The organism is Salmonella sp. SAL04196, from assembly GCF_046550835.1.
GTDB classification, from domain to species: Bacteria; Pseudomonadota; Gammaproteobacteria; order Enterobacterales; family Enterobacteriaceae; genus Salmonella; species Salmonella enterica.
Window position 1 is genome coordinate 25,304 of record NZ_JBGDXE010000001.1, and the last position, 13,598, is coordinate 38,901.

Genomic DNA, 13,598 nt, shown 5'->3' on the forward strand with positions numbered 1-13,598 from the left:
TGGTGTGAAGAGAGGCGGAGTTTACGCTGCCCGTCAGAAAATAAACAGGCGTCTGAATCAAAATCGACACGAAAAATCAAAATAGCATTCCAATTTGTTACCAGGGTGTGCTGACGCAAGCTGAAAGAAAAAAGCTGAAGCCTTTTATGCGTCAGCTATTGAGGGGCTGTTGGAGAAAAAATGTGCTTCACCTCAAAAAATTGCTACAAAACCGGTAACTTTTCTTGCGTGCTGAAGCAGAAAGATCCAGACTTCTTGAAACGTTTCAGCGCGATCTGGTTTTTTTTGATAACTCAGATTGGCGCTTTTTTTCTCATAGTGGCTGAATCGTTTCAATTCAGCAGGAGAGGAGACACATGTTCCAGTTATCGGTTCAGGACATTCATCCGGGCGAGCAGGCCGGAAATAAAGAAGAGGCCATTCGGCAAATCGCCGCCGCGTTAGCGCAGGCGGGGAATGTGGCGGGCGGCTATGTTGACGGTATGCTGGCGCGCGAACAGCAAACCTCGACCTTTCTTGGCAATGGTATTGCGATTCCCCATGGCACAACAGACACGCGCGATCAGGTGCTGAAAACCGGCGTCCAGGTCTTTCAATTCCCGCAGGGCGTTACCTGGGGAGAAGGCCAGGTCGCCTATGTGGCGATTGGTATTGCCGCCAGTTCGGACGAACACCTCGGCCTGCTGCGTCAGCTGACGCATGTGCTGAGCGATGACTCCGTGGCTGAACAGCTGAAATCCGCGACAACGGCAGAAGAGCTGCGCGCATTGCTGATGGGCGAGAAGCAAAGTGAACAATTAAAACTTGATAACGAGACGATGACGCTGGATGTCATCGCCAGCTCGCTGATCACATTGCAGGCGCTAAATGCGGCGCGTCTGAAAGAGGCGGGAGCGGTTGATGCGGCGTTCGTCGCAAAAACGATTAACGACAGTCCGATGAATTTGGGACAAGGTATCTGGCTGAACGACAGCGCGGAAGGCAATTTGCGCAGCGCTGTTGCGGTAAGCCGTGCGACCCAGGCGTTTGACGTAGAGGGTGAAAAAGCAGCCTTATTAGTCACTGTCGCGATGAACGACGAGCAGCCGATTGCCGTGCTAAAACGCCTCGGCGACCTGTTGCTGAACAATAAAGCCGATCGTCTGCTGAGCGCCGACGCCGCGACGCTGCTGGCGTTGCTGACCAGTGATGATGCGCTGACGGATGACGTACTGAGCGCGGAATTTGTAGTGCGTAATGAGCATGGTCTCCATGCCCGTCCGGGCACCATGCTGGTGAATACGATTAAACAATTTAACAGTGAAATTACCGTGACAAACCTTGATGGAACCGGCAAACCGGCAAACGGACGTAGTCTGATGAAAGTGGTGGCATTAGGCGTGAAGAAAGGCCATCGTCTGCGCTTTACCGCGCAGGGTGAAGATGCTGAACAGGCGCTGAAAGCGATTGGCGATGCGATCGCCGCCGGTCTCGGGGAGGGCGCATAATGAGCAGGCGTGTTGCCACCATTACCCTTAATCCGGCTTACGATCTGGTTGGGTTTTGCCCTGAAATCGAACGCGGCGAAGTGAACCTGGTGAAAACCACGGGTCTGCACGCGGCGGGCAAAGGCATTAACGTTGCCAAGGTGCTGAAAGACTTAGGCATCGACGTCACCGTCGGCGGTTTTCTCGGTAAAGATAACCAGGACGGTTTTCAGCAATTGTTCAGCGAACTGGGCATCGCTAACCGCTTTCAGGTGGTTCAGGGCCGGACCCGCATCAACGTGAAGCTGACGGAAAAAGATGGCGAAGTGACCGACTTCAACTTTTCCGGCTTTGACGTGACCCCCGCAGACTGGGAACGCTTTGTTAACGACTCCCTGAGCTGGCTGGGTCAGTTCGATATGGTCTGCGTCAGCGGTAGCTTACCGGCTGGCGTGAGCCCGGAAGCGTTCACCGACTGGATGACGCGTCTGCGCAGCCAGTGTCCATGCATTATCTTTGATAGTAGCCGTGAAGCGTTAGTCGCCGGTCTTAAAGCTGCGCCGTGGCTGGTGAAACCGAATCGCCGCGAACTGGAAATTTGGGCGGGTCGTAAGCTCCCGGAAATGAAAGATGTGATTGATGCGGCGCACGCGTTACGCGAACAGGGTATCGCCCATGTGGTGATTTCGCTGGGGGCGGAAGGCGCGCTGTGGGTTAACGCCTCAGGAGAATGGATCGCTAAACCACCGGCAGTTGACGTGGTAAGTACCGTCGGCGCAGGCGATTCCATGGTTGGCGGATTGATTTACGGCCTGCTGATGCGCGAGTCCAGCGAACATACGCTGCGTCTGGCGACGGCGGTTGCCGCGCTGGCGGTCAGCCAGAGCAATGTGGGTATTACCGATCGTCCTCAGTTGGCCGCAATGATGGCGCGTGTCGACTTACAACCGTTTAACTGACAGCAGGAGAGGCATAATGAAAACGCTGCTGATAATTGACGCTAATCTCGGCCAGGCTCGCGCTTACATGGCGAAAACCCTGCTTGGATCGGCGGCGCATAAAGCAAATCTGGAAATTATCGACAATCCGAATGATGCTGAGCTGGCGATCGTGCTGGGCGAATCTCTGCCGAACGACAATGCTCTGAACGGCAAAAAGGTTTGGCTGGGGGATATTGGTCGCGCCGTCGCGCATCCGGAACTGTTTCTGAGTGAAGCCAAAAGCCATGCGACCCCTTACAGCGCTCCTGCTGCGGTTGCTCCTGCGGCGAGCGGCGGTCCGAAACGCGTGGTCGCGGTAACGGCCTGCCCGACCGGCGTCGCCCATACTTTTATGGCGGCTGAAGCCATTGAAACCGAAGCGAAAAAACGCGGCTGGTGGGTAAAAGTCGAAACGCGCGGCTCCGTGGGGGCCGGCAATGCCATCACCCCGGAAGAGGTGGCGGAAGCGGATTTAGTGATTGTGGCGGCGGATATCGAAGTGGATCTGGCGAAGTTTGCCGGTCTCCCGATGTACCGCACGTCGACCGGCCTGGCGCTGAAAAAGACGGCGCAGGAGCTGGATAAAGCCGTAGCGGAAGCAACGCCGTATCAACCGGCGGGTAAGGCATCGCAAGCGGCGACCGAAGGGAAGAAAGAGAGCGCTGGCGCATACCGGCATCTGTTGACGGGCGTTTCTTACATGCTGCCTATGGTGGTTGCCGGGGGACTGTGTATCGCGCTTTCCTTCGCCTTTGGTATTGAAGCCTTTAAGGTGCCGGACACGCTGGCGGCGGCGCTGATGCAGATTGGCGGCGGTTCGGCGTTTGCGCTGATGGTGCCGGTACTGGCGGGTTATATCGCTTTCTCCATCGCGGATCGCCCAGGCCTTACGCCAGGTCTGATTGGCGGTATGCTGGCGGTTAGCACCGGTTCCGGTTTTATCGGCGGGATCATTGCCGGCTTCCTTGCCGGGTATATGGCGAAGCTTATCAGTACCAAACTGAAACTTCCGCAAAGTATGGAAGCGCTGAAGCCAATCCTGATCATCCCGTTAATTTCCAGTCTGGTGGTGGGGCTGGCGATGATTTACCTGATCGGTAAACCGGTTGCCGGGATTCTGGAAGGGCTCACCCACTGGCTGCAAACCATGGGGACGGCAAATGCGGTGCTGCTGGGCGCGATTCTCGGCGGGATGATGTGTACCGACATGGGCGGCCCGGTGAACAAAGCGGCGTATGCGTTTGGCGTTGGTCTGCTGAGTACGCAAACTTACGCGCCGATGGCGGCGATCATGGCCGCAGGTATGGTACCGCCGTTAGCGCTGGGTCTGGCGACGATGGTGGCGCGTCGTAAGTTCGACAAAGCGCAGCAGGAAGGCGGTAAAGCGGCGTTGGTGCTGGGGCTGTGCTTTATCACTGAAGGCGCTATTCCGTTTGCGGCGCGCGACCCGATGCGTGTACTGCCGTGCTGTATCGTTGGCGGCGCGTTGACCGGGGCTATTTCTATGGCGGTAGGCGCAAAATTGATGGCGCCGCATGGCGGTCTGTTTGTTCTGCTTATCCCAGGCGCAATTACGCCGGTATTGGGATACCTGCTGGCAATTGTGGCCGGTACGCTGGTGGCAGGGCTGGCTTATGCCGTCCTGAAACGTCCGGAGACGGAAGTCGCGGCAAAAGCGGCGTAAGAGAAACACGCTAAAAAAGGCAGAGCGCGCTCTGCCTTTTTTATTGCCTGAAGAACATTGCGCGTCAGGCCACCGCTTCGGCAATTTGCTGGGCTTTTAACCACGCAATCTCTTCCGCCCAGATATCAGGATTGATGGTCTCCAGTATCAGCGGAATACCGTCAAAACGCGCATCCTGCATAATCCAACGAAACGCATCGTGGCCGATATTGCCTTCACCCAGACTGTGATGGCGGTCAACGCGGCTACCGAAGGCGCTTTTGGCGTCGTTCAGGTGCATTCCGCGCAAATACTGAAATCCGACAATTTTCCCGAATCCGGCGAACGTTTTTTCGCACGCCTCTGGCGTACGCAGATCATATCCGGCGGCAAAGGCATGGCAGGTATCGATACAGACGCCAACGCGCGACTTATCTTCCACGCCGTCGATGATGGCGGCTAACTGTTCAAACTCAAACCCCAGATTACTGCCCTGACCGGCTGTATTTTCGATAACCGCCGTAACGCCCTCGGTCTGCGCGAGGGCAATATTGATGGATTCCGCGATCCGCGCCAGGCAATCCTCCTGTGCAATCTGCATCAAATGGCTACCGGGATGAAAATTAAGCAAGGTTAAGCCGAGTTGTTCACAGCGTTGCATTTCATCGAGAAAGGCATCACGTGATTTTTCCAGTGCTTCACTGACCGGATGGCCCAGATTAATCAGGTAACTATCGTGGGGAAGAATTTGCGCCGCCGAGAAATGATACTTTTCACAGGCGATTTTAAAGTCATCAATGACCTGGGGAGTAAGGGGGGCGGCACGCCACTGACGCTGGTTTTTTGTGAAAAGCGCAAAGGCCGTTGCGCCAATTTCAGCCGCGCGGGCAGGGGCGTTAGCCAGACCGCCAGCAGCGCTGACGTGCGCTCCGATGTATTTCATAAAAGACTCCTGTTAAACCCGCTAACGGTTCATTACGAACGCTATGATAACGGGTTAACAGGCGTGAAACGTAATAATTTATGCGATAAGGCTATGGATTAGGACGTTAATGGCGCCACCGCCAATAATCAGCCAGGCGAATAATGCCAGCGCCATCAGCAGCGGTTTCGCCCCCGCTTTTTTCAATGCGCTAACGTGAGTGGTCAGACCCAACGCCGCCATCGCCATCGCCAGCAGTACCGTGTCCAGCGTCACCAGCATATCCACCACGGCTTTCGGCAGCAGGTGGAAAGAGTTGAAGATCGCCACTACGATGAAGAAAATAGCAAACCACGGAATGGTAATTTTGCTTTTTTCCGCGCCGGTCGCCGGGGAAAGCTGTTTAACGCGTGCTGCCAGAATGATCAGGAACGGCGCCAGCATCATGACACGCAGCATCTTAGCGATAACTGCCGCATTTTCCGCATCCGGGCTAACGGCGTGACCCGCTGCGACCACTTGCGCGACTTCATGCATGGTTGAGCCGATATAGATGCCGTAAGTTTCCGGGCTGAACCAGTGCGCCAGCAGCGGATACATTGCCGGGTAAAGGAAAATAGCGATGGTGCCGAAAATAACGACAGTCGCGACGGCTACAGTAACCTTACTGGCTTCCGCTTTTACCACCGGTTCTGTCGCCAGTACCGCCGCCGCGCCGCAGATACTGCTACCGGCGCCAATCAGCCAACTGGTGTGCCTGTCCAGACCAAAGACTTTTTGGCCTAAGAAGCAGGCCAGCATGAACGTGCTGGAAAGCGTTAATACGTCAATCACAATACCGCTAATGCCCACATCGGCGATTTGTGAAAAGGTAAGGCGGAAGCCGTAAAGGATAATCCCTAAACGCAGCAGATGTTGTTTTGCAAACAGCACGCCGCCGTCGCATTGTTTCCATATTTGTGGATAGACGGTATTCCCGATAACCATACCTAGCAGGATAGCCAGGGTCAGGGCGCTGAACCCCGCGCCTGCAACGGCAGGGATAGCGCCGCCCCACAGGGCGACTCCTGTAATGACGGCGCTCAGAGCGAGCCCCGGTATAAAATGCCACATTGTACGACGATGATTCTGCAAGGTGAGTTCTGTCATAACCTTCTCCTGTATATGGACAATAAGGTTACGGTGATCTGGTTTAAAAATAAAATTGATTATATATTTATAATTAATCTTTATAAGTGGTAAGTGAAACGCTATCGGTGGGATACGACTATGCATATTACGCTACGACAACTTGAAGTGTTTGCTGAAGTACTGAAAAGCGGTTCAACAACCCAGGCGTCGGTCATGCTGTCATTATCGCAGTCCGCCGTTAGCGCCGCGCTCACCGATCTGGAAGGTCAGCTCGGCGTACAGTTGTTTGATCGGGTGGGGAAACGGCTGGTGGTCAACGAACATGGGCGCTTGTTATACCCGCGCGCTCTGGCATTGCTGGAGCAAGCGGTAGAAATTGAGCAGCTATTTCGTGAAGATAACGGCGCGATACGGGTTTATGCCAGTAGCACCATCGGCAATTACATTTTACCCGCCATGATTGCCCGCTATCGCCAGCATTATCCGGCCTTGCCGCTGGAACTCAGCGTGGGAAACAGCCAGGACGTGATTAACGCGGTGCTGGATTTTCGGGTTGATATCGGCCTGATTGAAGGACCATGTCACAGTACAGAGATTATCTCTGAGCCGTGGCTGGAAGATGAGCTGGTGGTCTTTGCCGCGCCGTCCTCGCCGCTGACGCAGGGGCCGGTGACGCTGGAACAGCTTGCGGCATCCCCATGGATTTTACGCGAGCGCGGTTCCGGTACGCGGGAAATTGTCGATTATTTACTGTTGTCGCACTTGCCGCGCTTTCATATGGCGATGGAGTTGGGGAATTCAGAAGCGATCAAACATGCGGTGCGTCACGGACTGGGGATAAGCTGTTTATCGCGCCGGGTGATTGCTGAACAACTCCAGGCGGGAACCCTGGGCGAAGTCGCGGTGCCGTTACCGCGCCTGGTGCGCACGTTGTGGCGTGTTCATCATCGGCAGAAACATCTTTCTAACGCGTTGCAGCGTTTTTTGAGTTACTGTGAATAAAGGTGAAGAGGAGGGCTGCCCGGGCGGCATCGCCATTTTTAGTATCCGCTTACGTATACGTTATTCTCTGCTTTACTTATAATCCGTGGCCGGTCATGAAGGTCTCTTATAACCGCGCATTTGTGTCGGAAGGATAGTATTTCGTCTGTTACAATCGCGCCTCATTTTTTGGATGGATAGCATTTTCACATGGGTTCCAAAACTAAAACCACAGAAGCGCCCGCGCTACGTCGCGAATTAAAGGCGCGTCACCTGACGATGATTGCCATTGGCGGCTCCATCGGGACAGGTCTTTTCGTTGCATCTGGTGCGACAATTTCTCAGGCGGGGCCAGGCGGCGCGCTGTTTTCTTATATTCTGATTGGTTTGATGGTCTACTTCCTGATGACCAGTCTTGGCGAGCTGGCGGCCTATATGCCGGTATCTGGCTCGTTTGCGACATATGGTCAGAACTATGTGGAAGAAGGCTTTGGTTTCGCGCTGGGCTGGAACTACTGGTACAACTGGGCGGTGACTATCGCTGTTGACCTAGTTGCCGCACAATTGGTGATGGGCTGGTGGTTCCCGGATACGCCGGGCTGGATCTGGAGCGCGCTATTCCTCTGCGTCATTTTCTTGCTGAACTACATTTCCGTACGCGGTTTTGGCGAGGCGGAGTACTGGTTCTCGTTAATTAAAGTCGCGACCGTTATTATCTTCATCATCGTTGGCGTAGCGATGATTATCGGCATCTTTAAAGGTGTCGAGCCGGTCGGCTGGAGCAACTGGACGACGGGCGATGCGCCTTTTGCTGGCGGTTTTGCGGCAATGATTGGCGTCGCGATGATCGTGGGCTTCTCTTTCCAGGGAACTGAGCTGATTGGTATTGCCGCCGGGGAATCTGAAAACCCGGAGAAGAATATTCCGCGCGCGGTGCGTCAGGTGTTCTGGCGTATTCTGCTGTTTTATGTTTTCGCGATTTTGATTATCAGCCTGATCATTCCTTATACCGATCCAAACCTGCTGCGTAACGACGTCAAAGACATTAGCGTCAGTCCGTTTACCTTAGTGTTCCAGCATGCGGGCTTGTTGTCTGCGGCGGCGATAATGAATGCGGTTATCCTGACGGCGGTACTGTCTGCGGGCAACTCCGGAATGTATGCCTCGACCCGTATGCTCTACACCCTGGCCTGTGACGGTAAGGCCCCGCGTATTTTTGCGAAATTGTCCCGCGGCGGCGTACCGCGCAATGCGCTTTATGCCACCACCGTGATTGCCGGTCTTTGCTTTTTGACCTCAATGTTCGGCAACCAGACGGTCTATCTGTGGCTGTTGAACACCTCCGGTATGACGGGCTTCATCGCCTGGCTGGGGATTGCCATTAGCCATTATCGCTTCCGTCGCGGTTACGTGATACAAGGGTATGATGTGAATGATTTGCCGTACCGTTCCGGGTTCTTCCCGCTGGGGCCGATTTTCGCCTTTGTACTGTGCCTGATTATTACGTTGGGGCAGAACTATGAAGCGTTCCTGAAAGATACCATCGACTGGGGCGGCGTCGCGGCGACCTATATCGGTATTCCGCTGTTCCTGCTTATCTGGTTCGGCTACAAGCTGATAAAAGGCACGCATTTCGTGCGCTATAGCGAAATGCACTTCCCGGAACGCGTTAAAAAGTAACGCGGTATTCTCGTCATGGCCGGATAGGCTTTATACCGCTATCCGGCACTGACTGCCTGAACCTGACCCTTCTAACCCTCTCATTCGAGAGGGTTTTTTGTTTTTTCTTCATGATTGGTTCAAATGACATAATTATTAACAATTAAATTGATAATTATTATCGTTTGCTTTATCGTTACGCTCGAAATCAGAAAGGATGAAGATTCGGGCGCGACCGTCACTCATGAGCCCGACTCGCCTGCATAAAAAGAGTTCGCCGTGATAACTGTTATCGTAGGCGAAACGTAATGCGTTGTGAGCGATAACCGATTTTTTTGTCGTATTTACCTCATGGAGAAATGGAATGTTTAGGTTTAACCCTTTCGTTCGGGTAGGGCTTTGTATGTCCGCAGTTACGTTGGCCTGGCCGGTTGCCGCGGCAACGGATGATGGTGAAACCATGGTCGTTACCGCGTCCGCTATTGAACAAAATCTGAAAGATGCGCCAGCAAGTATCAGCGTCATTACCCAGCAAGATTTACAGCGCAGGCCCGTGCAAAACCTGAAAGATGTCCTGAAAGAGGTGCCGGGCGTACAGCTCACTAACGAAGGGGATAACCGTAAAGGCGTGAGTATTCGTGGTCTGGACAGCAGTTATACGCTGATCCTGATCGACGGTAAGCGCGTTAACTCCCGTAACGCGGTCTTCCGCCATAATGATTTTGATCTGAACTGGATACCGGTTGACGCTATCGAACGCATTGAAGTGGTGCGTGGCCCCATGTCCTCGCTGTATGGCTCCGATGCGCTGGGCGGCGTGGTCAACATTATTACCAAAAAAATTGGTCAGAAATGGCACGGTAGCGTCACGGTTGACTCCACTATTCAGGAACATCGCGACCGTGGCGATACCTATAACGGCCAGTTCTTTACCAGCGGTCCGCTGATCGACGGCGTGCTGGGAATGAAAGCCTACGGTAGCCTGGCGAAACGCGGAAAAGACGAGCAGCAGAGTTCCGCCACCACCGCTACGGGTGAAACGCCGCGCATTGAAGGATTTACCAGCCGGGATGGAAACGTCGAGTTTGCCTGGACACCAAACGAAAATCATGACGTTACCGCAGGCTACGGTTTTGATCGCCAGGACCGGGACTCCGACTCGCTGGATAAAAACCGTCTGGAACGGCAAAACTACGCGTTGAGCCATAACGGACGTTGGGATCTCGGTAACAGCGAGCTCAAGTTCTACGGCGAAAAAGTGGAAAACAAAAACCCCGGCAACAGTAGCCCTATCACGTCAGAAAGCAATTCGATTGACGGGAAATACGTTCTGCCGTTAGCGTCTGTCAACCAGTTCCTCACCTTCGGCGGCGAATGGCGTCACGATAAACTGAGCGATGCGGTCAACCTGACCGGCGGTTCCAGTACTAAAACCTCCGCCAGCCAGTATGCTCTGTTCCTTGAAGATGAGTGGCGCATCTTCGAACCGCTGGCGCTGACCACCGGTATTCGTATGGATGACCATGAAACCTATGGCGATCACTGGAGCCCGCGTGCTTATCTGGTCTATAACGCAACGGATACCCTGACGGTGAAAGGTGGGTGGGCCACGGCCTTTAAAGCGCCGTCGCTATTGCAATTAAGTCCGGACTGGGCGACCAACTCCTGCCGTGGAGGATGCCGCATTATCGGTAGCCCGGATCTGAAACCTGAAACCAGTGAAAGCTGGGAGCTCGGCCTTTACTACCGTGGCGAAGAAGGCATACTGGAGGGCGTGGAAGCGAGCGTTACCACGTTCCGTAACGATGTGGACAATCGCATCAGCATTAGCCGTACCGCTGACGTTAACGCCGCGCCCGGCTATTCCAACTTTGTCGGTTTCGAAACCAATAGTCGGGGACAGCGCGTTCCGGTCTTCCGTTATTACAACGTGAATAAAGCGCGTATTCAGGGCGTGGAAACCGAGTTGAAAGTTCCGTTTAACGAGGCGTGGAAACTGTCGTTGAATTACACCTATAACGACGGACGCGACGTCAGTAATGGCGGGAACAAGCCGCTTTCCGATCTGCCGTTCCACACCGCGAACGGTACGCTGGACTGGAAACCGGTGCAGCTCGAAGACTGGTCATTCTACGTATCAGGGAATTATACCGGGCGTAAGCGGGCCGACAGCGCAACGGCGAAAACGCCGGGTGGGTACGTGGTCTGGGATACCGGCGCGGCATGGCAGGCGACGAAAAATGTTAAACTGCGTGCGGGCGTTCTGAACGTGGGCGATAAAGATCTCAAACGCGACGACTACGGTTACACCGAAGACGGACGTCGTTACTTTATGGCGGTGGATTACCGTTTCTGACAGAGACTGGCGACAGCCGCGTTTTGCCGCTGTCGCCAGAATGTTATAACCGATGCAGCCTGGAGAGCAGCGCCAGCGACAGAGTCGTTAACAGAATGGCGATTAACGCATAGATATAAACGCCCGACCACGCCCAGCTATTTTTCACCATAATTACCGGCACACCGGCCATTGCCGCGCCGACATAGCTGAACAATCCCCGAAAGCCGGTAATCGATCCCGCCGCATCCTTATGGGTCATATCCAGACAGCCGACGGCAAAAAGCATATGCGGTCCGTATAAGGCGAAGCCCATGATGGTGAACAGAATCGCGGTGAGGGTGTAAGAGGTATCCTGAACCAGCGGCACCAGCACGATGCATATGCACAGCGCTAACGCGAAGATTAACCCTGTCATCCAGCGGTTACTTTTGAACATAAAGTCAGACAAGTAGCCTGCCAGCAACCCACCTGCCAGTCCGCCCGCCTCAAACCAGGAAATAATCGAGTTCGCTTTTATCAGGCTCCAGCCGTGAACCTGCGAATAGTAAATCTGCGGCCAGTCGTTAAGGATGGTGCGCGCAATATAAACCGACATATCACCGATAATAATGATCCATACCAGTGGATTGGTCAGGATATATTTCACAAAAATCTGCCAGAAGCTCAGGTTGACCGGGCTGGCCTTGACCTGGGCCAGTTCCGTCGGGTCGTTACGCCACTGCCCCACGTTGGGCAAACCTAACGTACCGGGACGATCTTTAATGGTAAATAGCGCCACTATCCCCATCAGCAGCGAAATGGCGCCGGGAACATAAAACCCCATTTTCCAGCTACCGCTAAAGGCGATAGCAAAACTGGTCAGCAGCGGCGCGAGGCTGCCGCCGATATTGTGCGCCGCTTCAACGATAGCCCACCAGCGTCCCCGTTCGTTTTTCGAAAACCACGAGGCCATAATTTTCGCCATCGGCGGAAAGCTGGTGCCCTGTAATATCGCGTTGAGGCTGTACAGTACGTAGAATGCCGCCACGCTATCGGAAAAGCCGAACAGAATATTTACAATCCCCACGCCAATCAGCACCGGGCCGGTCATGGCTTTCGGGTTAATTTTATCGACCAGCATCCCGCCGACAAACTTCATCGCGCCATAAAGAATGTAAAAAATAGAAGACATAATGGCGAAGTCTTCTGCGGTCAGCGACGTTTGCGTCAGCATGGCCGGCATCGCGGCGGAGAAGTTTTTACGGGTAAGATAAAAGACGGCATAAGAGATAAAGACCGAGGCGATAATCTCAAAACGAAATTTTTTATAGGTCTGGTCTATCTCTTTTTTCTCTTTTACAATCGGCTTATCGGGCTGGCTGAAAATAAATGTTTTTATACTCATTTTAAAATTCCCTTCCGGCGAGGTGAGTCGCGTTATAATTCATCTTCAATAAGAAAAAGAAGCAATTCGAAACCGTGATAATTAATCTGATGGTGGATTTTTTCCCGTACAACCGGCTTCGCTTTCCAGGCAATACCGGTGCCGGCATGTTCTAACATCGGCAGATCGTTGGCGCCATCACCGCAGGCAATAATGTTCTCTGTGGCAATATTTAACCGGGCAGCCAGGTCAACCAGCGTCTGTTTTTTGTTTGCGGCGTTCATAATCGGTAAGGTAATGTTATCCGTCAGAACGTTATCGCGTATTTCAACTGTATTCGAAAAGGCATAATCCAGTTGATATCGCGCTTTTAGACGCTGGGTGAATATATCCAGTCCCCCGGAGATAATCGCGGTTTTAAATCCTTTGGCCTTGATGACTGGTAGAATAGTTAACAGGCCTGGCGAAAGGGTCATGCGATCGCATACGGCGTTCAGCACTGCTTTCGGTGTGCCTTTCAACATTCCGATACGTCGGGTAAAACTGGCGTTAAAATCAAGCTTGCCCTCCATCGCCTGTTGGGTAATGGCGGTGATTTGCGTCGACATGCCAAGCTCGCGGGCAATTTCATCCACGCCTTCTTCCGCAATAAATGTCGAGTCCATATCAAACACGATAATACCGTTAGCAGGCAGTGGCTGCGGCTTAATAAAAAAATCAAACTGCCATTGCAATGAGAGTTCGCGTAAATAGCGATAAAATTCAGGCGTCAGACATTCCGCTGGCAGCGTAAGCTTTAAATAAACGGTATTGATAAGCGCGGCATAACGTTTATCAAATAATAGCGGAAACGGCATGGTGACGGCATTAAATAACGTTTCCTGTAATTTTTTCTGAAACGTATCGATATCCTGTGTAGTAATAAAATAAATAATGCTCATATGATAACTCCCTTAATTTACGGGTATTATAATGGCTCTTTTGCGGCGTGGAATCTCGTGCTATCACAGATATCACAGCCAGAAAAGGGCTAAAAAAGCGTTGTTTTTGATACCAGGTAAAGTTCAGACACAAAAGGTATCACTTTTGATATGC

General features: G+C 53.1%; 10 protein-coding genes. 6 read left to right on the forward strand and 4 right to left on the reverse strand.

The genetic code is table 11. From position 1 onward, the window contains the following. The first annotated feature begins 356 nt into the window (after positions 1–356). The 3 genes from fruB to fruA are packed head-to-tail and all read left to right on the forward strand — an operon-like array spanning position 357 to position 4,130. Positions 357–1,487, forward strand: a complete 1,131-nt coding sequence (gene fruB, locus ACLJPE_RS00140; protein WP_000487284.1) for a fused PTS fructose transporter subunit IIA/HPr protein — start codon at positions 357–359, stop codon at positions 1,485–1,487. Further along, entirely contained in the window at positions 1,487–2,425 is a 939-nt protein-coding gene (fruK, locus tag ACLJPE_RS00145; RefSeq protein ID WP_000091249.1) for a 1-phosphofructokinase, read from the forward strand. The genes fruB and fruK overlap by 1 nt, the downstream gene beginning before the upstream one ends. A gap of 16 nt (positions 2,426–2,441) precedes the next feature. Next, positions 2,442–4,130 carry a PTS fructose transporter subunit IIBC gene (gene fruA, locus ACLJPE_RS00150; RefSeq protein WP_000854488.1) on the forward strand — a complete coding sequence of 563 codons (1,689 nt, stop codon included), beginning with the start codon at positions 2,442–2,444 and terminating at the stop codon, positions 4,128–4,130. 64 nt (positions 4,131–4,194) lie between these two features. Here fruA and nfo read toward each other — a convergent pair whose 3' ends face one another. After that, the gene (gene nfo, locus ACLJPE_RS00155) at positions 4,195–5,052 is read right to left on the reverse strand and encodes a deoxyribonuclease IV (RefSeq protein ID WP_000873912.1); all 858 of its coding nucleotides are present in this window, start codon (positions 5,050–5,052) and stop codon (positions 4,195–4,197) included. A gap of 78 nt (positions 5,053–5,130) precedes the next feature. Continuing rightward, the gene (locus ACLJPE_RS00160; protein WP_000137966.1) at positions 5,131–6,180 is read right to left on the reverse strand and encodes a YeiH family protein; all 1,050 of its coding nucleotides are present in this window, start codon (positions 6,178–6,180) and stop codon (positions 5,131–5,133) included. A gap of 120 nt (positions 6,181–6,300) precedes the next feature. Here ACLJPE_RS00160 and yieE point away from each other — a divergent pair, with 120 nt between their 5' ends. The 3 genes from yieE to cirA all read left to right on the forward strand — a co-directional run bounded on the left by yieE (position 6,301) and on the right by cirA (position 11,158). Further along, positions 6,301–7,164 (forward strand): DNA-binding transcriptional regulator YeiE, encoded by an 864-nt coding sequence (gene yieE, locus ACLJPE_RS00165; RefSeq protein ID WP_000548316.1) that lies wholly within the window; start codon positions 6,301–6,303, stop codon positions 7,162–7,164. A 189-nt stretch (positions 7,165–7,353) separates the two neighbouring features. Then, entirely contained in the window at positions 7,354–8,823 is a 1,470-nt protein-coding gene (gene lysP / locus ACLJPE_RS00170; RefSeq protein WP_000534999.1) for a lysine-specific permease, read from the forward strand. Positions 8,824–9,166: 343 nt separating this feature from the next. Then, positions 9,167–11,158: a catecholate siderophore receptor CirA gene (gene cirA, locus ACLJPE_RS00175; protein WP_000488259.1), complete on the forward strand. Its 1,992-nt coding sequence runs from the start codon at positions 9,167–9,169 to the stop codon at positions 11,156–11,158. A gap of 43 nt (positions 11,159–11,201) precedes the next feature. Here the strand turns inward: cirA and ACLJPE_RS00180 are convergent, their stop codons facing one another. Both ACLJPE_RS00180 and serB read right to left on the reverse strand, forming a co-directional pair. After that, positions 11,202–12,524 carry an MFS transporter gene (locus ACLJPE_RS00180; RefSeq protein WP_039513941.1) on the reverse strand — a complete coding sequence of 441 codons (1,323 nt, stop codon included), beginning with the start codon at positions 12,522–12,524 and terminating at the stop codon, positions 11,202–11,204. Positions 12,525–12,556: 32 nt separating this feature from the next. Then, positions 12,557–13,444, reverse strand: coding sequence for a phosphoserine phosphatase SerB (serB, locus tag ACLJPE_RS00185; protein WP_000022917.1), 888 nt, complete (start codon positions 13,442–13,444; stop codon positions 12,557–12,559). Positions 13,445–13,598: the final 154 nt, after the last annotated feature.